General features: G+C 55.0%; 21 protein-coding genes and 1 pseudogene. 14 read left to right on the forward strand and 8 right to left on the reverse strand.

The features are described from left to right. The first annotated feature begins 1 nt into the window (after window position 1). The 12 genes and pseudogenes from pduM to ACL2XO_RS15545 all read left to right on the forward strand — a co-directional run. Complete coding sequence (gene pduM / locus ACL2XO_RS15490) at window positions 2-550, forward strand: PduM family microcompartment protein (RefSeq protein WP_132921494.1); 549 nt, start codon at window positions 2-4, stop codon at window positions 548-550. Window positions 551-552: 2 nt separating this feature from the next. Continuing rightward, on the forward strand, window positions 553-825 hold the full coding sequence (locus tag ACL2XO_RS15495) for a EutN/CcmL family microcompartment protein (protein WP_132921493.1): 273 nt from the start codon (window positions 553-555) through the stop codon (window positions 823-825). 19 nt (window positions 826-844) lie between these two features. Further along, the gene (locus ACL2XO_RS15500; RefSeq protein WP_413741004.1) at window positions 845-2014 is read left to right on the forward strand and encodes a cob(I)yrinic acid a,c-diamide adenosyltransferase; all 1170 of its coding nucleotides are present in this window, start codon (window positions 845-847) and stop codon (window positions 2012-2014) included. Further along, complete coding sequence (locus ACL2XO_RS15505; protein WP_413741005.1) at window positions 2014-3402, forward strand: aldehyde dehydrogenase family protein; 1389 nt, start codon at window positions 2014-2016, stop codon at window positions 3400-3402. The genes ACL2XO_RS15500 and ACL2XO_RS15505 overlap by 1 nt, the downstream gene beginning before the upstream one ends. 31 nt (window positions 3403-3433) lie before the next feature. Next, window positions 3434-4543, forward strand: a complete 1110-nt coding sequence (locus ACL2XO_RS15510) for a 1-propanol dehydrogenase PduQ (RefSeq protein ID WP_413741006.1) — start codon at window positions 3434-3436, stop codon at window positions 4541-4543. Window positions 4544-4560: 17 nt separating this feature from the next. Continuing rightward, a complete protein-coding gene (gene eutS / locus ACL2XO_RS15515) occupies window positions 4561-4911 on the forward strand; it encodes an ethanolamine utilization microcompartment protein EutS (RefSeq protein ID WP_132921489.1) in 351 nt (116 codons plus the stop codon). A gap of 3 nt (window positions 4912-4914) precedes the next feature. After that, window positions 4915-5343, forward strand: a complete 429-nt coding sequence (locus ACL2XO_RS15520) for a EutP/PduV family microcompartment system protein (RefSeq protein WP_413741007.1) — start codon at window positions 4915-4917, stop codon at window positions 5341-5343. 16 nt (window positions 5344-5359) lie between these two features. Continuing rightward, on the forward strand, window positions 5360-6547 hold the full coding sequence (locus ACL2XO_RS15525) for an acetate/propionate family kinase (protein ID WP_413741008.1): 1188 nt from the start codon (window positions 5360-5362) through the stop codon (window positions 6545-6547). A 42-nt stretch (window positions 6548-6589) separates the two neighbouring features. Then, complete coding sequence (cobA, locus tag ACL2XO_RS15530) at window positions 6590-7321, forward strand: uroporphyrinogen-III C-methyltransferase (protein ID WP_132921486.1); 732 nt, start codon at window positions 6590-6592, stop codon at window positions 7319-7321. A 13-nt stretch (window positions 7322-7334) separates the two neighbouring features. Continuing rightward, a complete protein-coding gene (cobD, locus tag ACL2XO_RS15535) occupies window positions 7335-8414 on the forward strand; it encodes a threonine-phosphate decarboxylase CobD (RefSeq protein ID WP_413741009.1) in 1080 nt (359 codons plus the stop codon). Between the two features lie 121 nt (window positions 8415-8535). Beyond that, entirely contained in the window at window positions 8536-9396 is an 861-nt protein-coding gene (locus ACL2XO_RS15540; protein WP_413741010.1) for a GHMP kinase, read from the forward strand. Between the two features lie 581 nt (window positions 9397-9977). Next, a pseudogene (locus tag ACL2XO_RS15545) lies at window positions 9978-10286 on the forward strand (fibronectin type III domain-containing protein); the annotation flags it as partial. Window positions 10287-10314: 28 nt separating this feature from the next. Here the strand turns inward: ACL2XO_RS15545 and ACL2XO_RS15550 are convergent. From ACL2XO_RS15550 to ACL2XO_RS15580, 7 genes are all read right to left on the reverse strand, one after another. Next, entirely contained in the window at window positions 10315-10491 is a 177-nt protein-coding gene (locus ACL2XO_RS15550; RefSeq protein ID WP_413743116.1) for a hypothetical protein, read from the reverse strand. A gap of 579 nt (window positions 10492-11070) precedes the next feature. After that, entirely contained in the window at window positions 11071-11784 is a 714-nt protein-coding gene (locus ACL2XO_RS15555) for an RES family NAD+ phosphorylase (RefSeq protein ID WP_413724525.1), read from the reverse strand. After that, window positions 11778-12182, reverse strand: a complete 405-nt coding sequence (locus ACL2XO_RS15560; RefSeq protein ID WP_132921481.1) for an MbcA/ParS/Xre antitoxin family protein — start codon at window positions 12180-12182, stop codon at window positions 11778-11780. The genes ACL2XO_RS15555 and ACL2XO_RS15560 overlap by 7 nt, the downstream gene beginning before the upstream one ends. A gap of 86 nt (window positions 12183-12268) precedes the next feature. Continuing rightward, a complete protein-coding gene (locus tag ACL2XO_RS15565; RefSeq protein WP_413741011.1) occupies window positions 12269-15487 on the reverse strand; it encodes a hypothetical protein in 3219 nt (1072 codons plus the stop codon). A gap of 431 nt (window positions 15488-15918) precedes the next feature. Beyond that, a complete protein-coding gene (gene tam, locus ACL2XO_RS15570) occupies window positions 15919-16695 on the reverse strand; it encodes a trans-aconitate 2-methyltransferase (RefSeq protein WP_413741012.1) in 777 nt (258 codons plus the stop codon). An 82-nt stretch (window positions 16696-16777) separates the two neighbouring features. Continuing rightward, complete coding sequence (smrA, locus tag ACL2XO_RS15575) at window positions 16778-17344, reverse strand: DNA endonuclease SmrA (protein WP_413726942.1); 567 nt, start codon at window positions 17342-17344, stop codon at window positions 16778-16780. Between the two features lie 215 nt (window positions 17345-17559). After that, window positions 17560-18474 (reverse strand): L-lactate dehydrogenase, encoded by a 915-nt coding sequence (locus ACL2XO_RS15580; RefSeq protein ID WP_413741013.1) that lies wholly within the window; start codon window positions 18472-18474, stop codon window positions 17560-17562. 205 nt (window positions 18475-18679) lie between these two features. Here ACL2XO_RS15580 and fnr point away from each other — a divergent pair, with 205 nt between their 5' ends. Further along, window positions 18680-19432, forward strand: coding sequence for a fumarate/nitrate reduction transcriptional regulator Fnr (gene fnr / locus ACL2XO_RS15585; RefSeq protein WP_132927736.1), 753 nt, complete (start codon window positions 18680-18682; stop codon window positions 19430-19432). A gap of 125 nt (window positions 19433-19557) precedes the next feature. Next, window positions 19558-20511, forward strand: coding sequence for a universal stress protein UspE (gene uspE, locus ACL2XO_RS15590; RefSeq protein ID WP_203521337.1), 954 nt, complete (start codon window positions 19558-19560; stop codon window positions 20509-20511). Window positions 20512-20723: 212 nt separating this feature from the next. On the opposite strand, the gene pntB is transcribed toward uspE, so the two are convergent. Beyond that, entirely contained in the window at window positions 20724-22112 is a 1389-nt protein-coding gene (gene pntB / locus ACL2XO_RS15595) for a Re/Si-specific NAD(P)(+) transhydrogenase subunit beta (protein ID WP_132921477.1), read from the reverse strand. Window positions 22113-22119: the final 7 nt, after the last annotated feature.

Below are 22119 nucleotides of genomic sequence, written 5' to 3' on the forward strand. Positions count from 1 at the left end.
CATGGCCGCCGAACTGATGCAGCGGCAGGATGCTACGCCGGGCACGGATGCCGGGCCGGCGCGGGAGCAATGGATAGCGGAATGCGTGGCGCGGGTGATAGCCCGTTTGCAGCTGCGTCGGCACGCCGAACTGGTGCTCACCTTGGCGTCGCTGGCGCGGGAGTGGTCGGATGACGCCCCCCTGGGCCATGCCCGTCTGCGCGTCACGCACACCACAGCGGCTTTTTTGCGCCGGCTGGCCGCCGGCACGGAAGAGGACGCGGCCATGGACGTGCTGCGCCAGGCCTGGCGTTGCGGTTTAATCGTAACCCTGGAGCTCGATCCGGCAGAATTCGGCCGGCTACCGGTAAGCGGATTGGCGCGCCTGCCGCTGCGTTACTGCACCGCTGACGGCATGGCGGTGCATTTACTGGCCCGCCGGGTGGCCGGCTACGCCGATATCGCAGCCCTGTCGCCGGGTTATCTGGTGCTGGCCCGCGCCGTGCTGCTTACCGCGCTGGCCAGGGACGAGGCAGCTAAACGAGGTCTACAACTTTACAGGCAGGAGTAAACATGCAATTGGCGCGCGTTATCGGCTCGGTGGTCTCGACCCAGAAATCCCCTTCGCTGCTGGGCAAGAAATTGATGGTGATCGAACCGGTCAACGCAGACGGTTCCTCTCCCGCCGGCATCTACCAACAGGAAGTGGCGGTGGATTCCGTTGGCGCCGGGGAAGGCGAGATCGTGCTGGTGGCGCGCGGCGCCTCGGCGCGGTGGGTTTTTGCCGAACCGAACCAGGCCATCGATTTGGCCATTGTCGGCATCATCGACAGTTTTGTTCCTTAACGAGGTATAAGGAGCTGGCATGAGCATTTATACCAAAACCGGCGATAACGGCACCACATCCCTTATCGGCGGGCAGCGGCTGAAAAAGTATCATCCGCGGGTTGAGGCCTACGGCACGGTGGACGAGCTTAACGCCTGCCTGAGCGTGGCCGCCCGGCAGATGGAGGATCCGCTCAACCGGCAACGGGTGCTGGAGATACAGCATCAGCTGTTCTGGCTGGGGGCCGAACTGGCGGACGCCCAGCCGGAGCAACGGAACGCCGTGGTGCAGCGTATCGGCGCCGAGCACATCGAGCGGCTGGAACACACTATCGATCGCTGCATGACGGCGCTGCCGCCGGTGAGCGGTTTTGTCTTGCCCGGCGATACGCCGGCGGGCAGCCAGCTTCATTTGGCCCGCACCGTGGCGCGGCGGGCGGAGCGGCTGGTGGCGCGGTTGGCGGACGAGGCGACAATCCGCCCTGAAGTGCTGCGCTACCTTAACCGGCTGTCGGATTGTCTCTACGCCCTGGCGCGCAGCGAAGATCAAAACGGGAAAAACGAGGCGGTCATCGGCGAAGTGATGCGGCGCTATCTGGCGGCGGCCGGCGTTGAACAAACCATTGCCGATGGAGAAAGTCCATGGCGTCGCGACAAACCGGGGACCTTTCTGGAAAGCGACGTTATCGCCGGGCCGAATGCCCGGCACCACGACACATCGCAATCCGGCACGAAAAGCCACTATCTCACTGAGCAAAGCAGTCCGCTGCCGCCGTCTGCTCCTCTGAGCACATCGGATGGTCCTGATTTCGCCCTGGTGCACGGCCTGATGCGGGCGGTCCTGGACGCGGCGCGGGAGCTGGCGGTGCCGGTGGTGATATCCATCGTCGATCCCCACGGCAATCAGGTTATGACCTATCGTATGCCCGATGCGCTGCTGGCCTCGCTGGAGCTGGCGCCGAAAAAGGCCTTTAGCGCCGTGGCGCTGAAAACCGCCACCCACAATCTCGCTCCGGCGGTACAGCCGGGGGCCGCGCTTTATCAACTGGAAGCCTCGATGGGCGGCAAGATTGTCACCTTCGGCGGCGGCTATCCGCTCTATCGCGCCGGCCGGCTGGTGGGCGGGCTGGGCATCAGCGGCGGAACCGTCGACCAGGACCGGCAAATCGCCCAACGGGCCATCACGCAATGTCATGTGGGGAAAGAGTAATGAATAGCAATGAACTGGAAACGCTGATCCGGACCATCCTGAGCGAAAAGCTCGAACCCGCCCGGCGGGATAATACTACCTCGGCGCTGTTCGATGAAGTGGATCAGGCGGTAGGCGCCGCCCGTGCCGCTTTTCTCACCTATCAGCAATGTCCGCTGAAAACCCGCAGCGCGGTGATAGCAGCCCTGCGCCGCGAACTGGCGCCCCATCTGCAAGCGCTGGCGGAACGCGGCGCCGAGGAGACCGGCATGGGCAAGGTGGAGGATAAGCTGCTGAAAAACCGCGCAGCGCTGGAAAACACCCCCGGCGTTGAGGACCTGGTGACCACCGCATTTACCGGCGATGAAGGCATGGTGCTGTTCGAATATTCGCCGTTCGGCGTCATTGGCGCGGTAGCCCCCAGCACCAACCCCACCGAAACCATCATCAATAACTGTATCAGCATGCTGGCGGCCGGCAACACCGTTTTTTTCAGCCCGCACCCCGGCGCCAAAAATGTATCGTTATGGCTCATTGAACAAATTGAAGCCATTATGTTCACCGCCTGCGGTATTCATAACCTGGTGACCTGCCTGCGCGAACCGGGCTTCGAGTCGACGCAGCAAATGATGAAACACCCCGACATCGCCCTGCTGGCCGTTACCGGCGGTCCCGGCATCGTCAATATGGCGCTGCACAGCGGCAAAAAGACTATCGGCGCCGGCGCCGGCAATCCGCCGAGCCTGGTGGACGAAACCGCGGTTATCGATAAAGCCGCCCAGGATATCGTCAGCGGCGCGTCGTTTGATTACAACCTGCCCTGCACCGCTGAAAAAAGCCTGCTTGTGGTGGAAAGCGTGGCCAATGCGCTGCTGGCGGAAATGCAAAAATGCGGCGCCATGCTGATAACCGGCGGCGAAAACATCGATAAGCTGCGCCGGCTGGCCATCATCGACGATCACGCCAATAAAGCGGCGGTGGGAAAAAGCCCCGCGACATTATTGAAAATGGCCGGGCTGCCGGTGCCGGATAAAGCGCCGCGCCTGCTGCTGGCGGAAGTGCCCGCCGATGACCCGCTGGTAATGGTGGAGCAGCTGATGCCGATCCTGCCGGTGGTTCGGGTACGGGATTTCGACGCCGGACTGCAATTGGCGCTGAAGGTTGAAGGCGGCCTGCACCATACCGCTACCATGCATTCGCAAAACGTCTCGCGCCTGAATAAAGCGGCACGGCTGCTGCAAACCTCGATATTTGTCAAAAACGGTCCCTCCTATGCCGGGATTGGCGTCGGCGCCGAAGGTTTCACTACCTTCACCATCGCCACGCCCACCGGCGAAGGCACCACGTCGGCGCGCAATTTCGCCCGCCACCGCCGCTGCGTCCTCACCAACGCGTTTTCAATCCGTTGAGGGCCATACGTTGAGCAAAAAAGGTAAAGCCATGAAACGTTTTTGGATCCCGACGCGGGTCTACAGCGGCACCGACAGCCTGGACCAGCTGGAGCGGTATCGCGGCAAGGACGTCTGGGTGGTGTGCGACGCGTTCCTGGCCCGGAGCGACGCCATAACGCGCCTGACGGCGCATCTGGACGCCGATCGGGTCAGCCTGTTCAGCGATATCATGCCCGATCCCCCCGTCACCACGGTGGTGGCGGGAATCAGCCTGCTGCAGGCCATCAAACCGCAGGTGGTGATAGGTTTCGGCGGCGGCTCCGCCATTGACGCCGCCAAAGCCATGGTCTTTTTCGGCCGCAAGCTGGGCATCACCATTGAAACTTTTATCGCGATTCCCACCACCAGCGGCACCGGCTCTGACGTCAGCAGCGCCAGCGTGATAAGCGATCCGGCGCTGGGGGTAAAATATCCGCTGTTCGACGAAGGGATTTATCCCGATATCGCCCTGCTGGACCCCCAATTGACGGTATCGGTGCCTCAGTCAGTGACCGCCAATACCGGCATGGACGTCCTGACCCACGCCATCGAAGCCTATGTCTCCACCGGCGCCAGCGATTTCAGCGATGCGCTGGCGGAAAAGGCCGCCCAACTGGTGTTTCACTTTTTGCCCACCGCCTGCCGCAAGGGAGATTGCCTGCCATCACGGGAAAGGATGCACAACGCCGCTACGTTGGCCGGCATGGCGTTCAGCCAGGCCGGGCTGGGCATGACCCATGCCATCGCCCACCAGTTCGGCGGCCAGCTGCACGTGGCGCACGGCTTGGCCAATGCATTGCTGTTAACCGAGGTGATCCGCTTTAACAGCCGGGATAACCGGGCGGCGAAAAAATATGCCCGCCTGTCCCGGTTATGCGCGCTGGCGCCCTGGCAAAGCGACGACCGGGCCGCCTTGCAGCAGTTACTCAATCATATTGCCCAGATGAAGCGCGAAATCGGCATAGCCCCGTCGTTAAGCGCCTTATCCCTGGGGAGTGAAAAAATACGCCTCGCCAGGCCGGCGATGGTAAGCGCGGCATTACATGACGCTACCCTTGCCACCAATCCGCGTCCGGTAGCGGACAGGGATATCGAGGCGATAATAGACGCCGTTGTTTAGCTCAAAAGCAGGCCAACATGAATACCGATGGTAAAACCGAACGCGTGATTCAGGAATATGTCCCCGGCAAACAAATCACGCTGGCGCATTTAATCGCCAATCCCAATAAAGATATTTATAAAAAGCTCGGCCTGAATGAAGATGACGATGCCATCGGTATTCTTACCATCACACCCAGCGAAGGGTCGATTATTGCCAGCGATATCGCCACCAAGTCCGGCGCGGTAAAAATCGGCTTTATCGATAGGTTTACCGGCGCGGTGATTATTTGCGGCGACGTCTCGTCAGTGGAGTATGCCCTAAAGCAGGTGATATATACCCTGGGGGACGTAATGAAATTCACGCCCTGCCCACTGACCCGGACCTGAGGAATGAAACGTTTGCTGCTGCTGGGACCGAGCCGGTCGGGGAAAACCACCTTATTGCAGTGTTTACGCGGCGAGCCGCTGGTGTACCGGAAAACCCAGTCAATGGTCTATTTGGATGACGCCATCGACAGCCCCGGAGAATATATCGAGCACCGCCATTTCTATAATCCGCTGCTCTCCAGCGCCTATGAAGCCGACGTGGTGGGGCTGGTGCAAAACCTTGACAGTGAAAATGGTTATTTCTCACCCATGTTTGCCACCCTGTTTAATAAACCGGTTATCGGCATCATCACCAAGATGGATATTCCGGTAAGTGAAAAACAGCGGGAATTTATTATTTATCAATTAAAGCAGGCCGGCGCAGATCCGCTTTTCTGCGTATCGGCCACGGGGCGGAAAGGTTTAACGCCGCTGCTGACGTATCTGAAATAATATTTCGGAGCAACAGATGACACACCTTATTTTGGCGGTTAATTCCGGCAGTTCCTCGCTTAAATTTGAATTATTTTCAATGCCGGATGAAATCACCCTGGCTAAAGGGCTGTTTGAACGGTTGGGCACCGGCAGCGCGTTATTTACCCTGCAAGCCGACGGCAATAAATACCGGGTCACCCTGCCCATCAGCAATCATCAGCAGGCGGCGGATTATCTGCTGGATGCGCTGGTGAAGCACGGCATCGTCACCGCCCTGGCAACCATCAGCGGCGTCGGCCACCGCGTCGCCCACGGCGGCGAATATTTCAAGGATTCAGCGCTGATCGACCCGTCGTCGCTGGCGGAAATTGAAAAACTCGGTGATTTGGCCCCCAGCCATAATCCCATCAATGCCCGCGGCATCAGAGCATTTTCCCGGCGGCTGCCGCAGGCGGTAACGGTGGGGGTGTTCGACACCTCGTTTCATCAGACCCTTGGCGAAGCCGGCTATCTTTACCCGCTCCCCTACCGCTATTATGCGGATTACGGTATCCGCCGCTACGGTTTTCACGGCACCAGTCATAAATACGTCGGCGAAACCTGCGCCCGCCTGATGGGCCGGGACAGCCGGCAGTTACGGATGATTTCCTGCCACCTGGGCAACGGCGCCAGTCTGTGCGCTATTCAAAACGGGCTTTCGGTGGCCACCACCATGGGATTTACTCCCCTGGCCGGGCTGATGATGGGCACCCGCTGCGGCGATATCGATCCGTCGATTTTGCCGTTTATCGCCGAACGGGAAAATAAATCTGCACAACAATTGCTTGAGATCATGAATAACCAGTCCGGATTGCTTGGGATATCGGGAATTTCAAATGACTGTCGTGATATTGTAAACGCCGTTACGGCCGGTCATCACCGCGCCGAACTGGCGCTAACCATGTTTACCGATCGGATCCGCAGCGCTATCGGCGGATATGCCGCGCACATGGGCGGACTTGACGCGGTCATTTTCACCGCCGGGATTGGCGAAAATTCCGCCGAGATTCGCCTGCGGGTATGCCGTAATCTCGGATTCTTCGGCATCCGGTTGAACGAGGATAAAAATCAGCGCCATGAGACGTTTATTCAGCAGGACGGGGCGCCGGTAACCGTAGCGGTAATCCCCACCCATGAAGAGTTGATGATCGCCCGCGACGTTCTGCGGGTCGGTCTTTGTTAATAATCAGTGCAATAATAGACGGTGCAAATCAAGAGGTGCGGCATGTCGGGTAAGGTTTGGCTGGTGGGCGCCGGTCCGGGCGATCCGGGACTGATGACGGTGATGGGGATGCAGTGTCTGCGCCAGGCGGACGCGGTGGTATACGATCGCCTGGTGAACCCCGTGCTGCTTAAGGAGACCGCCCCTCACTGCGTGTTGATAGACGTGGGCAAGCGAGCCGATCACCACCCGATCCCCCAGGAACAGATTAATGCCATTTTGATAGAACAGGCCGGACTGGGTCGCAAGGTGGTGCGCCTGAAAGGCGGCGACCCCTTTGTCTTCGGGCGCGGCGGCGAAGAAGCCGAAGCCTTGGCCCGCGCCGGCATTGCCTGCGACGTGGTGCCGGGCATTACCTCGGCCATCGGCGGCCTGGCCCGGGCCGGTATCCCGGTTACCCACCGTGATTTCGCCTCGTCTTTCCATGTGATAACCGGCCATCTGCGCGATGGAAAAGATCCCCATAACTGGCGGCTGCTGGCGCAGCTGGAGGGCACGCTGGTTATTTTGATGGGCATGTCGCGACTGGCGGATATTTGCCGGCAGTTGATGGATCACGGACGGGCAGCCGACACCCCGGCGGCAGTGGTGATGAACGCCAGCCATCCCGAACAGCGCATGGTGCTGGCCACCCTGGCGACGCTCCCGGAGCAATCCCGCCTGGCCGGATTGGGGGCGCCGTCGCTGATCGTTATCGGCGAGGTGGCCTCGCTGGCGCTGCTGCAAATGATGTAAGGAGGGTTCTACTATGGCGGATCCCGGTCAGCACGGCGGAAACGTGCTGGAAACGGCGTTAAAACTGGGCATCGATGCAAATTCTCTCACCGATTTCAGCGCCAATATCAATCCCCTCGGTATGCCGGCGCGCCTGCGCGAGGCCTTGGCGGCACAGCTGGCGCTGGCGGAGCGCTACCCAGACCCTTTATACCGCCGCTTGCACCAGCGTCTCGCACGGCATCATGGCTGTCCCGAATCCTGGATACTGGCGGGCAACGGCGCCACGGAGCTTATCTTTGATCTCGCTTGCCTGCTGCGACAGAAAACCGTACTGCTGCTGACGCCGGGCTTTGCCGAATACCGCCGCGCCCTGCAGTGGATGGAATGCCGCATCGTGGACTATCCGCTGGCGGAGCAAGACGATTTTCGTCCCGATCACCGTTTACTGTCGGCCCTGCGGCCGGGTATTCACGCCCTGTTCCTGTGCACGCCCAATAATCCCACCGGCCAGTTAATCGAACCCGATCTGCTGCTGGCAATCGCCCGGCGCTGTCAGGAACAGAATATTTTGCTGGTAATTGATGAAGCGTTTATGGATTTTATTCCCGACGCTGTCGGCATGATCCCGGAACTGGGTCATTGGCCCAATATCTTCGTATTGCGCTCCCTTACCAAATTTTACGCCATTCCCGGCCTGCGGCTCGGTTATCTGGTGAGCGGCAATAGCCAAGGGATGCAACAATTACGCAGCCGCCGCCCGCCGTGGACCATCAATGCTTTTGCCGCCCTGGCGGGAGAGATGGTGCTGGATGACCGGGAGTATCAGCAGCGCACCCGGCAATGGCTGCGGGAAGAGCAGTCCTACCTGCAGGCGGGACTGCAATCGCTGCCCGAGATAAAAATCTGGCGGCCGGCCGCAAACTATATCTTCCTGCGCTGTCTGCGCCAGGGGTTTGATCTGCAGACCGCCCTGCTGGACTATCGTCTGCTGATACGCAGCTGTGGCAATTATCCCGGACTCACCGCCGACTATTATCGGCTGGCTGTCCGCGGCCATGAGGAAAACCGCCGCCTGCTGGACGCCATGACACGGATTTTCTCCCATGGCTGATAACCATTACCCGCCCGTCCGCGGGGAAATTTCTCATGGCTGACGCCCCTTATCCGCCCGTCCGCGGGGAAATTTCTCGTGGCTGACGCCCCTTATCCGCTCGTCCGCGAGGGAATTCCCCATGGCTGACGCCCGCTGTCCGGCCTCATGCGGCGAGCTTATCCAGGGCTGGATCGCCGGCGGCGAGAAGCTGGTTTCCTGCCCCATCGATTGGTACAGCGAAGTGGAGGTCAGCGAAGGCGAGCCGGCGGCGGACGAACGCCCCCTGAGCCGGCGTATGCTGCAGCAGGTCATCGACTATTTCGGCTATCAAACGGGCGATATTCCTCCACTGCGTATAGACTGCCGCTCCACCATCCCCATCGCCAAGGGGCTGGCCAGCAGTACGGCGGATATTGCCGCCACCGCCATCGCCACCGCCCGCTTTTTGCACCGATCGCTGGATGAATGCCAACTGGCGGATCTCTGCCTGCGTCTGGAGCCCACCGACAGTACGGTATTCCGGGCGCTGACGCTGTTCGATCATCGCCATGGCACCTGCCATATTGCCCACCCATGGTTGCCCATGCTGGACATAGTGATTCTGGAGAGTGCCGATACCCTCACCACCGCCGCCTTCCATCATCACATCGGCACGGGACAGCTGCGCAGACAAGCCGAACGCTTGGATCGCGCCTGGCAACTCTTCCAAACCGCCTGCCGCAGCGGGTCCCGCCGAAAACTAGGGGAAGCCACTACCCTGAGCGCCGCTGCCAGCGAACTGTTCCTGCCCAAACCGGCGTTTGACGCCCTGCTGCGCGCGGTGGAGCGTCATGACCTGTTCGGCCTGAACGTTGCCCACAGCGGCACGGTGGTGGGACTGCTGCTGGATCCCCAGCGGCATGACCCGGGCCGGCTAATAGCCGAATTGGCGCAAAGCGGCGTTTTGCGGTATTATCCACGCCAGCATGTCACCCGTATGGTGCCGGGCGGGGTACGCTAGGGCTGATAAAAATCGCTTATCAAATTATGCAATTGGCAATTATAGGCTAAGTGCATGCTATATTATGCACTTGATGATCCTGATGAAAATTATAATACTAGGAATATTCATTATTCTATTATGGCGAGTAGATATGAATATTCACGAAAATTCATGGCAGTGATTATTTTTATTATATACACCAACGGAATATTTTATAATCGAACACGTTTTCACGTAGATGACTTCACGAGAGGAATTTTTATGCGATATTACCCCTATGCATATAACAATCCTATCGGCAATAATTGGAAAACAGCATGGCATTCTAAGTGTTTGACAAGAAAAGATGATTTATCTGCTATTTTAAGCAATTGACGGATTATGGGCAAATGATATCTTTCTAATATGCCATTTAGGCCAATTAATACTATACCAGCGGTGTAATATGTTAACCGTAAAAACGATATAGATTCTGGATGAATGAAATACTAAAAATATTTTTTGGATATCAACGGAATCAGTGGGGCATTTTCGATTTAATTTCTCATGAAGACAAATTTTTTCAAGCTCTTATGCTTTAAATTTAGAGGAATTTTATAATGACAAATAAAGATTACCCCTGTAATGGTCGGCCATTCGCAAACCCGCCGGCTAAGCCAGAAAATTTTCGTATTATTGAACGTGGTCAAAATTTCGTGCAGGTACAGTGGACAGCCGGTCAGTATGGCGCGCCCGTTTACAGTTATTCAGTTTTTGTATCGGCTCCGGCAGGCGCCGGTTACCCTCGCATTGTCACAGCCGCCTATCAGAATGCAACCTATGCCAATGTATCGGGTTTATTGCCGAATGTGACCTATTATTTCTATGTTGTGGCCACTGGCTACGATGGCCTATTTAGCCCCCTGTCGGACCCTCTTCAGGTTGTGGCAACATTACCTATCCCTTCTCAACCACCCTATTGCTGGCCCCGCCCACAGCCGCGGCCGCCCTATAATCCGCCGAATCCCGGATGCTGCCCGCCACCGCGGCCGCCCCATAATCCGCCGACTCCAGGATGCTATCCGCCACCGCGGCCGCCCTATAATCCGCCGAATCCCGGATGCTGTCCGCCACCGCGGCCGCCCTATAATCCGCCTAATCCCGGATGCTATCCGCCCCCGCGGCCGCCCTATAATCCGCCTAATCCCGGATGCTATCCGCCCCCGCGGCCGCCCTATAATCCGCCGAATCCCGGATGCTATCCGCCCCCGCGGCCGCCCTATAATCCGCCGACTCCCGGATGCTGTCCGCCACCGCGGCCGCCCTATAATCCGCCTAATCCCGGATGCTGTCCGCCCCCGCGGCCGCCCTATAATCCGCCGAATCCCGGATGCTATCCGCCCCCGCGGCCGCCCTATAATCCGCCGAATCCCGGATGCTATCCGCCCCCGAGGCCGCCCTATAACCCGCCGAATCCCGGATGCTATCCGCCCCCGCGGCCGCCCTATAATCCGCCGAATCCCGGATGCTATCCGCCCCCGCGGCCGCCCTATAATCCGCCGAATCCCGGATGTTGTGATCATGATGGCCGAGGCTACTAAGAAACTGTAAGTGGCTAAAAGACGTTATTTTGATCCCGGCTATTATCGCTGCCCCGTAACGGGGCAGCAAATCAGACGCCTAAAAGCGAGGGCGCATTTTGAAAAATACGGATTACTTGAGCGTCCGCGAGGAGACGATGCGGTCAATCTTGCTGATTTTTTTACCATCCCAGATAAATTCATAGTGAGCGCTTTGCTGAACGCTTTTTACCCCCTTCGGGGTGAACAGTCCCCAGCACACCGCGCCCGGCCGTCTGACCGAGCGATAGCGCAGCGTCCTGCAGCCTTGGCTTTTCAAAGACCGCCCCAACGCCCTTGCGGCGCTATAGCTATGGGCATCGTAAACCGGATGGGAAAGCGGTAGCGCCAGCGCATCAATCGCCGGCTCCGGATCAAAGATAAACAGCAGGCTGCGCATCACCATGCGATCATATTTCAAACCGTCGATTAATTGCCAGTAATGTTCCTGATGATAAGTCACCTCCGTCAAGGCGGTAGCCATCTCATCGGCAATATACAACATGCCGTACGAGCCATCGGAAAAGCGGCTACCCAAGGGATTGACATGGGTAAATGGCGCTACCGCATAGGAGCAGCCGGTTATGCCGAAGGGAATATCACCGGCAGGCAAAAAACCCGGCGACCCGGCGCTGTTTCGCAAACGTGGATTCGTCAGCGCCTGCAACTCATAGAGGGTTTCAAACTCCTCCTCATCGGCGACGTCGTCAAACAGCGCGATCGGCGGATATTTTGAATTGATTAAGCGATAACCTCGCTGGCGTTGAACACTCAGCGAGGGAAGAACCACCGGTTGTTCTGTCACCATATGCCGCCACGCAAGGCATCGATATGCTTATAGACTTCGTACAGGGTACCAAAATGGCCAGTGCCAATCAGTTCCAGCGGCGCTTGCCCGTTAAAATAAGGGGTGTGATTTTTCATGGCCATAAAACCGTAGACGTTTTCCGGATTTTCAAACAGCGTACGCAGCGCGCCATGAATATTGAGCAGATAACTTATGCGCTCAAACTGATCGTGGCTTAGTTGCGCCGCCGCCGGGTCCTTCCTCAATTTGTAAAAGGACGCTTTAGACATTTGAAGTATGGCCTGCATCTGTTCAGGAGTGCTGCCCCATTTTTCCAAAATGGACATCGCCGTCTTCAAACCGACGGCGGCGGCCCTTTTTTTATCTTGATAGCGCTCTAATTTCTGCGGTATCGCCATGTCATGCCCCCTTTCGTTTTGGTCTTAGAATAGACTATATTCTTATTAAAGTCTATATGGAGACAAACATTGGGAGATTAGCGACGCTACCTGTAAAACAGATCCGGCATTATTTTGGCGGACGAGATAAATTTATAGGGGAACAACTCACCTTCGCGGTATTCAAAATTGATGGTGGAAAGGGATTTGGAATAGACCAACTCGTTTTTGCGGGCAATATGCAGGATGGTAAATGGCAGAGTACTGACCTCGTAAGTAATGGCGTTTTGCCTGACCAGGGCGATGTTGTCCAACTGATAACAGGGGCTTTTGCCTGATTTATCCACCGTCAGAAATTCATTGAGATCCTCAAGCCATCTTAGCTCGCCCTCTGTAATCCGCCCCGTCTCGCTATTTCGATTCACGGAATCACATATCCGGCCAAACACATCACTTAACAGATCGCGGGAATGCTTTTGCAAGCGGTAAGTGGCGATCACCATGACAGCGGATCGCTTTCCATTACTTTTCCGATCGCTTCGCGCCGAATATTCCTCCATCGCCTTGATGAAATCAGACGCCGTGCGCGCAGAGCCGGCGGCGGTATTATCATTGGAAACGATCTTTCGGGACTCGTGCTCCAAATATTCTCGCAGGGTGACTTTCAGGATCCGGTTAATCTGCGGCCGAACGATGCTTTTAGCCTTATGGGCAGACTTCGACGCCTGCGACCGAAGATTTTTAGCGTCTAACAGTAAATTTTCATTGAAGTCCCCCGGTGAAATGATAAAGCTGCCGAGACTTTCTCCGGGTTTTATAGATTGATAGCCATGTTCATCGGAGCTTGCCCGTTGCAATGCCAGTTTGATGCTTTCAATCAACGCTGCCACATTGCCGTCGGCGCCAGTGACGATGAGAGGAATATCCGAGCGATCCGGGCCGCTGATTTGCGCCCCGGAGAAGTTGCAGTCTTCAACGGGTGTATTTGTTGTATTTCTTTCCAAAACGCCCAGAGGGGAGAATTTCCGATGCAGCGACTTGTCATCTAAATGAAAATATCTGGAAATTTTATTATGACTCAAAGGTAATCGTTGATTCGATTCCTCAAACAGCGGCAGCGGATAACACATGATTTGCTTTCCGGGCGTATCCAAACCAGTCATGGCGATAGGCATGATCTTTCTTTCATGAAACGCATTCAACGATGAACTCAGGTAAGTGGTTTTGGCAGATTTTTCTTTTAGAAGATTATTTGTATCTCCTAAACCGCTTATGGTGATGCTTTCCTTTTTGGCATAATCGCAAAAATTCATGGTGGCGGCGGCGCCCAGTGCGGTACGAGGCAGCACAAGATAGGTATTAGCGTTTGCCATAAAACCCATCTGGCCCCGAAGTTCACTTTTGGCCTCCAATGACAGAGTGATGTTTTTGTCCCTGGTTTTTTTCAGCGTTGCATCGGTTATCCACTTCTCTACCTGTCCATTCATAGTGTTGGGGCTAAACAGTATTCCCAAAAACAAGTCGATATGGCTCCATTCGATTTTAAAACTGAAATTATGCTCGTTTTCCGCATTCCCTGCCGCGATGAAATTGGCCTCCACCGGGAGAACGGTGATGAGATCAATACCCCCTGCCGAGAGAAGCTTGCCTTTCTCTTCCAGACCCTGGCCGGTACCGGCCAATGCCACGAGTGAGCGGGCTTTGTTTCTGATGAAGCTAAAAGAGATCTTGCCGCTTTCGCTTTTGGTAAGGGTAAGGCTATCCTGTTTACCCCAACGCGCCAATGTCCCGGCAAACCATCCTGGAATAGGCAATCCAGCTGCCGCGACACCTATAAAAAACGCAGTACTTTTGCTTATATTCAAAGAAATAGATTCATTTTCCTCTAATGAGCTCAACGAAAGCTTTAGCATCTGTTCTAAGGACTCCGCCGGTCCAATGTAATCGGTGGCGGAAGAAAACACCTTCCTGAGCCTCTTATCCTGAACAAAATCGGTAAGCGGCAGAACCTCCTGAATGACCCCGTGGCGCGGAGTTAAACCTGAGGGTGTTTTTTTTGGCCAGACAACCTCCCTCGCCGTTTCAAACATGCATTGCAGACCGGGATCAAAGGCTTTTGCCATAAAGCGTCCAGTTCGGTATTTGTCACCGGCAAAATGGGCGTTTTTGGCTTTTTTGAAATTCCCGCGAAAATTATCAATCACAGAAGAAAACAAGGGAATATTTTTGCTACTGAAATTACCCAGCCGTTGTCTGTCAAATGGCAAACCGGAGTGAACTTTTTCATAAGGATCCGCGCCGGTTCCCGAATAAAAATTTTGCACTGGCTTATGGCTTAAATGCTTGACATGGCAGGTTTGCATATTGACATGATGGGGTGAGAAATACATGATACTGGTTCCTCCATCCTGCTCAATGCATAATTTAACTTGATTAGCCACTTTTGTTGCCGATAAAATTTTCGCTCTGGAGGGCAGAGGCATAGTAAGCCGATGCTTCATAAAATCATAATTATATCGATATTTATCATTCCAAATCTCATTTAAATATAGGGATCCATTTGTAAAAAAAAATTCGATCGAATTTCTTTCATCCAGGCTAAATTGCAATAATAAAGATTTATGGAAAGGTTCAGACAATTTTATTATCTGTAATCCAATATATGAAGCGGTATCCAATGGTCTATCTACATATATTTCTTTTGTTATACCTTCCATAGTGAAATTAATTTCATATTGCACTTTTTCGTTTTTTCCCCAGGCAATCAGCTTCCCTTCCTGGTTGATATTTAACCGAGAAAATTGCATTTTACGCTCTTCCCACAGATCAATTTTGGCAATATAAAACTTTGTGTTCTGGGTAGCCTTCAGCCAGCACCTTTTAAAAAAATCACTGCTTTTCCCTTTAATTAACAATAAATTACCCTGTTCATCCAAGGTGAGCCCTTGATGTAACGGCGGTCCGCCATACAGGGATCCAAGATAAACATAATCGATGGCGTTTAATCGTCTGCTATCATTTATACATTCATAAGCGAGTTTCACTTTGACGCTGACACAATGTATGTTCGCCATTTTTTCCGAGCGACGCAGCGGACGTTCGGTTGAACCGGGAATAGACACATCATACAAATTGCAGGCATTAAGGGAGTCCGGCATTGAAAGAAATCTTTGCAAAAAGGACTTTTCGCAGTTATATACCTTTTCCAGTTTTCGATATAGACAGGCATTAGCCTTCACCTTAAAATGATCTACATTACTCAATGTTTCCCGTCTACCATATTCATTCCCGCTGTAGCCAGGATTAATATCTTCTATTACTTTCATACCCCTCCCTTAGTTGCATTATAATTATCGCCTTACTTTATTTGTTAAGCAAGGAAACACTATATTGACTATACAATAGGTACATAATAAAAATTTAGATATTTCGACTATAATGGAATTGCATTGCAAAGTTATTCATCCCCGGTTCAATCTTCATGGCGCGCGGCGGTAAGATATGACATTATTTTTTGCTGGTTAAGCATATATTTAACTTAGATAAGTATACGTTTTTGATGTGTGTTTATGGCAAGCGCGGTTCAAACGGCTATTTATAGTACTGGAAGTGATATATAACATTAATGAAGGGATTCACTATTTTAGCAAACGCCGGGTAGATGGGAAAAATACCGCGGGCACGGGATGGCGCTCTTACCTGAGAGCCATCGCCACCGATTGGTTTAGGCATCGGTTTAATAAGTGTCCTTACCGTTTTATCGGCTCTTGCGGGCGACGATAAACAGCCGCGGAAACGCCAGCAGCACGCTGCCGTCGACACGAGGAGGATAAGCGTCTTCAATGGCTTGCAGATATTTTTTCAAGAATTCCGGCCTTTGCTCATCGGTCAAGGGCTCCAGAAAAGGCCGCAGGCCGGTGGCGCGGACCCATTCCACAACGGCCTGGTGCGAGGGCATGACATGAAAATAGCTGGTCCGCCAGATATCCACCCGCTCGGCATGGGGTGCGAGCAGATCATAATACTCCGCCGCGCTCAGGATCTTGACCCTGACCTGGGCCGCTTCGCCGATGCGATCGCGCCACGGCCCTTCGTCAGCCACCCGGCGCATTTCCCGATGGCTGGGCTCCTGGCGATTATCAGGCATCTGTACCGCCAGGCTGCCGCCGGGCGCCACCATGGAAAACAACCGCGGGAACAGAATCTCGTGATCGGGCACCCATTGCAATGACGCATTGGCATAGACAATATCCTGCGCCGCCGCCGGTTGCCATCGCAAGATATCTTCCCGGCTGAAACGGCACGCCGGCAACCGCTGCCGGGCATGTTCCAGCATGGCCTCCGAGCTGTCTACGCCGGTCACCGTCGCCTGCGGGAATCGCTCGAATAATCCCTCGGTGGAGTTACCGGGACCGCAGCCGAGATCGGTCACCTGGCGGGGATTTTCCGTCTCGATGCGGGCGATGAGTTCCAGCGCGGGCCGGGTTCTTTCTGCTTCAAATTGGCGGTAGAGCTGCGGATTCCAGTCTTGCATGTAACGACCTCGTCTCAAAGAACTGCTTGGGGAATATGTCCCTTGCCACTGCCGGGAAAACCCTACCGCCGGCACCCGGAGTTCAGCATTTGCGCCGGGCAAAGCGTTCACGGTTTTCACTGCTGGCGGCGGCGGATTTCTTCAACACCACATAACAGGCGCCGGTGCCGCCATGGACGGGACGAGCGGCGCAATAGGCCTGCACCTGCTCAAACTGAGTCAGCCAGCGGGCGACCAGACTGCGGACAATATTGGCGTGACTGTTGTCATGGCGTCCTTTGCCATGGATGATAAGCAACGTACGTAACTGCTCCGACTGCATGCGGCGGATAAAGGCGAACAAATGCTGACGGCAGGTTTCCACCGGGGTACGGGTAAGATTCAGGCTGGCCTCAACGGCATAGCGTCCCTCACTCAGTTTATCCAGTACGCCCTGTTGAATGCCGTCCTGTTTATAGCTGAGGGGAACATCAAGAGGTAACGCATCGATATAACCGGCGACGAGAAAATTTTCCGCGGCGTCATCCGGTTCCTGCCGCCGGTGGCGACATGGGGGCTTATGCTGCAAAAAAACCACGTTGGATAAATCCTTTAGCGGTTTGACATCTTCCATGGCCTCTTTGAACAAATCGTTATCATCACCGGTCATCATTCGTCACTCGCGCTTGCTTGGCAGGAGCGGCGATGCAGCGGGCCCGCTCCCAACAGGTTGATACCGTTTTACTATAAACCGGCTATGGCGGGATTTCATCAGATTCGCCGATATTTAAGCAAACACCGGCAGAGGAATTTACCGTTAAAGGTGGGAAACGAAACCTTGTATACCCACTAACTGCAACCTGAAGATGACGGGTATCGCGGGAACTATAAAGCAATAGTGCCGAACGCTCGGCCTATAACCTTGGCGGAGGCTTCAAATGCCAGCTGCTCCTCTTCGGTTAAGGGCACCGCGACGGATTGTACAATACCGCCGGCGCCGACCACCGCCGGCCGGCCGATATACACCCCCTGCCGTTCATCCCAAACGGAGACCGGGAAAACGGTACGCCCGTCCGACAGTACCGCGTCCACCAGACGGGCCGCGGCGGTGCCGATACCGAAGCTGGTCCAGCCTTTGCCCTGCAGAATTTGCCAGCCGCCCGCACGCACCTGATCTTTCATCGCCGGCAGATCAAGAGTCTTGCCGGCATCAAACCCGCCGATGGGAACTCCGCCAATCCGTACCGTGCTCCAGGCGACAAACTGGGATTCTCCGTGCTCACCCATAACATACCCGTCCACGCTTTTCGGATCGACGGCAAAAAATTCCCCTACCACCCGCTTCATACGCGCGGTATCCAGCGATGTGCCGGTACCGAACACCCGGGACACCGGCAGCCCGCTGATATGCTGGATCAGGCGGGTGATGACATCGCAGGGGTTGGTGATATTAATGAATACTCCCTGAAAGCCGCCGGCCATAATGCGGGGTACCGCCTGCCCGACCGCCGCGCTGGTTTCCAACAGCTCCTCCATGCGATCTTCCCGCAGCGCAGAGGTGGGTCCTACCGCCATCACCACCACCTGGGCCCGTTTTAACGCGGCATAATCATTCACCACAATATGCACGCGCGAGGACACCAGCGAGGCCATATCACGCAATTCCAGACCCTGGCTATGCGCTTTGGCTTCATTTTCGTCGATTAATATAATCTGATCGCATAACCCCTGCGTGACCAACGAAAAAGCCGTATCGGCGCCGACATGGCCCGCGCCGATGATTCCCACGATCCGCTGCATATCCTTTCTCCTGATTTTAAACGGGTTAATGGCTGGTTTTTCGTTAACACTACTCCTTTTGCCGGTCAAAACCCAGCCGAAATACCCCTGTTGGTACGCTCGCGTTTTGACTAAATGTGCACCTGCGTCGTTGGACACTTTATCAACGACACGAAATGATGTTAAAATTGACCCAAATCAAGTAATGCATGAGCGGCGACATATGATCATCCAGGAAAAGCGTATTATCAGACGAATCCAGTCTGGCGGTTGTGCCATCCATTGTCAGGATTGCAGTATCAGCCAATTATGTATTCCTTTCACGCTTAATGAGCACGAGCTGGACCAGCTCGATAATATCATCGAGCGTAAAAAGCCGATTCAAAAAGGCCAGGCGCTGTTCAAGGCCGGCGATGAACTCAAATCCCTCTATGCTATCCGCTCCGGCACCATTAAAAGCTACACCATTACCGAACAGGGCGACGAACAGATCACCGGTTTTCACCTGGCGGGGGATCTGGTGGGTTTTGACGCCATCGGCGCCGGTCAGCATCCCAGTTTCGCCCAGGCGCTGGAAACCTCGATGGTGTGCGAAATACCGTTCGAGACCCTGGACGATCTCTCCGGCAAAATGCCCAATTTGCGCCAGCAGATGATGCGGCTGATGAGCGGCGAGATCAAAGGCGATCAGGATATGATCCTGCTGCTTTCCAAAAAGAATGCCGAAGAGCGCCTGGCGGCGTTTGTGTACAATCTTTCACGCCGTTTTGCCCAGCGGGGATTTTCTCCGCGTGAATTCCGGCTGACCATGACCCGGGGCGATATCGGCAATTACCTGGGCCTGACGGTGGAAACCATCAGCCGCCTGCTGGGCCGCTTTCAAAAGAGCGGTATCCTGGCGGTAAAAGGCAAATATATTACTATCGAAGACGGCGACGCGCTGTCTGAATTGGCCGGAACGCCGCAAAAAGTCGCCTGACGCCCGGCCGGATACGTAATTTTCTTATTTTATTGATCCGGCTGCGTTTCTCTTCTGTCCTGGTTTGCTTCAATGAGTTACTCTGATTTAACATTCTGTCGAGTTGCAGAAATGAGGAGACTCTCATGGCCAAGTATAACAATCTATTAGTAGCAATCGACCCAAATCAGGATGATCAACCGGCGCTTCGCCGTGCAGTTTATTTAGTGCATAAACTGGGCGGCACCATTAAAGCCTTCCTGCCCATCTATGATTTCTCCTATGAAATGACCACCCTGCTTTCCCCTGACGAACGCACCGCGATGCGTAAAGGTGTGATAAGCCAGCGCACCGCCTGGATTGAGGAGCAGTGCCAGCACTATATTCACAGCGGCGTGCCTATCGATATCAAAGTCATCTGGCATAACCGGCCGTTCGAAGCCATTATCCAGGAAGTCCTGGCCTTCAAACACGATCTGGTGCTGAAAATGGCCCATCAGCACGATCGCTTCGAATCGGTGATATTCACCCCCACCGACTGGCACCTGTTGCGCAAATGTCCCTGCCCGGTATGGATGGTTAAAGACCAGCCCTGGCCGGAAGGAGGCAAAGCCCTGGTGGCGGTGAATCTGTCCGGCGAAGAGCCCTATCACGATCCCCTTAATATCAAGCTGGTAACCGAAACCCTGGCGCTGGCGGAACAGGTTAATCAAACCGAAGTGCATTTGGTGGGCGCTTATCCGGTGACCCCCATCAATATCGCCATCGAGCTGCCGGATTTTGATCCCAGCGTCTATAACGATGCCATTCGCGGACAGCATCTGATCGCCATGAAAAGCCTGCGGCAAAAATTCCAGCTGGATGAAAAATTCACCCATGTGGAAAAAGGCCTGCCGGAAGAAGTTATCCCTGATTTGGCCGAGCATCTCGACGCCGGTGTGGTGGTATTGGGCAGCATCGGCCGCACCGGCTTTTCCGCCGCCTTTATCGGCAACACCACCGAACTGGTGATCGATCATCTGAAATGCGACCTGCTGGCCATCAAGCCGGACGACTACGTCTCGCCGGTCACGCTGGAAGCGGGCGATCAATACGAATAAAAAAGGCCCCGTTCGGGGCCTTGCAGACTGCTGACAAACGCACTCGGAGTCAATAAGGCGGGACAGGCTACCAGAAGAGTAAACCGTCCGCGCCATGGATGGCGCGGATCGAGCCTACAAGGACGTATTCACGGCGTGTTTACGATCTGGCAGCCTGTTCCGACGGGCACTTTGTCAATAAGCTCAAAGGCCCCGGTCGGGGCCTTGTCAGCTTATAGCGCCCGTAGGATATCCTCGACGCTGGCTTTGGCGTCGCCAAACAGCATCTGGGTATTTTCCTTGAAGAACAGCGGATTCTGCACTCCGGCGTAGCCGGTGTTCATGGAACGCTTGAAGACAATGACGTTCTGCGCTTTCCAGACTTCCAGTACCGGCATGCCGGCGATGGGGCTGTGGGGATCTTCCTGCGCCGCCGGGTTAACGGTATCGTTGGCGCCGATCACCAGTACGGTATCGGTATCGCTGAAATCATCGTTGATTTCGTCCATTTCCAGCACCACGTCATACGGTACTTTGGCTTCGGCCAGCAACACGTTCATGTGGCCGGGCAAACGACCGGCAACGGGATGGATGCCGAACCGCACCTTCACGCCACGGGCAATCAGCTTATCGGTGATATCGTGCACCGGATATTGCGCCTGCGCCACCGCCATGCCATACCCCGGCGTGATGATAACCGAACTGGAGTTTTTCAGCAGTTCCGCCACTTCTTCCGCCGTGGTTTCCCGATATTCGCCCATTTCGGTGTCTTCGGCGCCGCCGGAACTGTCGGTGCCGAAACCGCCGGCAATCACGCTGATAAAGGAGCGATTCATGGCCCGGCACATAATATAAGACAGTATCGCACCCGAGGACCCCACCAGCGCGCCGGTGACGATGAGCAGGTCGTTGCTGAGCATAAAGCCGGCCGCCGCCGCCGCCCACCCCGAATAGGAGTTAAGCATGGAGACCACTACCGGCATATCGGCGCCGCCGATGGAGGCCACCAGATGTACGCCGAATACCAGGGCAATCAGCGTCATCAGCAATAAGGCAATAGACTGCAGGGCCACGCTGTCGGTTCTGACAAACAGGACCAGCAGCAGGAAGGAAACAACCAGCGCCGCCAGGTTCATATGATGGCGAAAGGGCAACATCAGCGGGCGGGAGGAAATTTTCCCGCGCAGCTTTCCAAACGCCACGATGGAACCGGTAAAGGTAACCGCACCGATAAAGATGCCTAAAAAGACTTCGGTGAGATGGATATTGATCATCACCGCGTCCAGGATTTCACCATGATCGAGATAACTGTTATACCCTACCAGTACCGCCGCCAGGCCGACAAAGCTATGCAGTATCGCCACCAGTTCCGGCATTTCGGTCATCTCGACCTTACGCGCCAGATAAACGCCGATGCTGCCGCCGATAACCATGGCGACGATAATCCAGCCGATATTACCGGCATGAGGCCCGACAATGGTCGCCAGCAAAGCAATCGCCATGCCGCAAACGCCAAACAGATTGCCCTGCTTTGAGGTTTCGTGTTTGGACAATCCCGCCAGGCTGAAAATAAATAAAATAGCGGCAACGATATAGGCCGCCGTCACTAATCCTTCAGACATGGGTTAA

It is taken from the genome of Sodalis sp. RH15 (assembly GCF_047324255.1).
In the GTDB taxonomy this organism is placed as follows: domain Bacteria; phylum Pseudomonadota; class Gammaproteobacteria; order Enterobacterales; family Enterobacteriaceae; genus Acerihabitans; species Acerihabitans ligni.

What these genes read in the sequence shown, in the direction of transcription:
- ACL2XO_RS15495 (WP_132921493.1), top strand. Translation starts at nt 553, where the DNA reads ATGCAATTGGCGCGCGTTATCGGCTCGGTGGTCTCGACCCAGAAATCC.
- smrA (WP_413726942.1), bottom strand. Translation starts at nt 17,344, where the DNA reads ATGACCGGTGATGATAACGATTTGTTCAAAGAGGCCATGGAAGATGTC.
- pntB (WP_132921477.1), bottom strand. Translation starts at nt 22,112, where the DNA reads ATGTCTGAAGGATTAGTGACGGCGGCCTATATCGTTGCCGCTATTTTA.
- ACL2XO_RS15555 (WP_413724525.1), bottom strand. Translation starts at nt 11,784, where the DNA reads ATGGTGACAGAACAACCGGTGGTTCTTCCCTCGCTGAGTGTTCAACGC.
- ACL2XO_RS15520 (WP_413741007.1), top strand. Translation starts at nt 4,915, where the DNA reads ATGAAACGTTTGCTGCTGCTGGGACCGAGCCGGTCGGGGAAAACCACC.
- ACL2XO_RS15510 (WP_413741006.1), top strand. Translation starts at nt 3,434, where the DNA reads ATGAAACGTTTTTGGATCCCGACGCGGGTCTACAGCGGCACCGACAGC.
- tam (WP_413741012.1), bottom strand. Translation starts at nt 16,695, where the DNA reads ATGCAAGACTGGAATCCGCAGCTCTACCGCCAATTTGAAGCAGAAAGA.
- ACL2XO_RS15525 (WP_413741008.1), top strand. Translation starts at nt 5,360, where the DNA reads ATGACACACCTTATTTTGGCGGTTAATTCCGGCAGTTCCTCGCTTAAA.
- ACL2XO_RS15500 (WP_413741004.1), top strand. Translation starts at nt 845, where the DNA reads ATGAGCATTTATACCAAAACCGGCGATAACGGCACCACATCCCTTATC.
- ACL2XO_RS15565 (WP_413741011.1), bottom strand. Translation starts at nt 15,487, where the DNA reads ATGAAAGTAATAGAAGATATTAATCCTGGCTACAGCGGGAATGAATAT.
- ACL2XO_RS15560 (WP_132921481.1), bottom strand. Translation starts at nt 12,182, where the DNA reads ATGGCGATACCGCAGAAATTAGAGCGCTATCAAGATAAAAAAAGGGCC.
- ACL2XO_RS15540 (WP_413741010.1), top strand. Translation starts at nt 8,536, where the DNA reads ATGGCTGACGCCCGCTGTCCGGCCTCATGCGGCGAGCTTATCCAGGGC.
- cobD (WP_413741009.1), top strand. Translation starts at nt 7,335, where the DNA reads ATGGCGGATCCCGGTCAGCACGGCGGAAACGTGCTGGAAACGGCGTTA.
- pduM (WP_132921494.1), top strand. Translation starts at nt 2, where the DNA reads ATGGCCGCCGAACTGATGCAGCGGCAGGATGCTACGCCGGGCACGGAT.
- ACL2XO_RS15580 (WP_413741013.1), bottom strand. Translation starts at nt 18,474, where the DNA reads ATGCAGCGGATCGTGGGAATCATCGGCGCGGGCCATGTCGGCGCCGAT.
- cobA (WP_132921486.1), top strand. Translation starts at nt 6,590, where the DNA reads ATGTCGGGTAAGGTTTGGCTGGTGGGCGCCGGTCCGGGCGATCCGGGA.
- ACL2XO_RS15505 (WP_413741005.1), top strand. Translation starts at nt 2,014, where the DNA reads ATGAATAGCAATGAACTGGAAACGCTGATCCGGACCATCCTGAGCGAA.
- eutS (WP_132921489.1), top strand. Translation starts at nt 4,561, where the DNA reads ATGAATACCGATGGTAAAACCGAACGCGTGATTCAGGAATATGTCCCC.
- uspE (WP_203521337.1), top strand. Translation starts at nt 19,558, where the DNA reads ATGGCCAAGTATAACAATCTATTAGTAGCAATCGACCCAAATCAGGAT.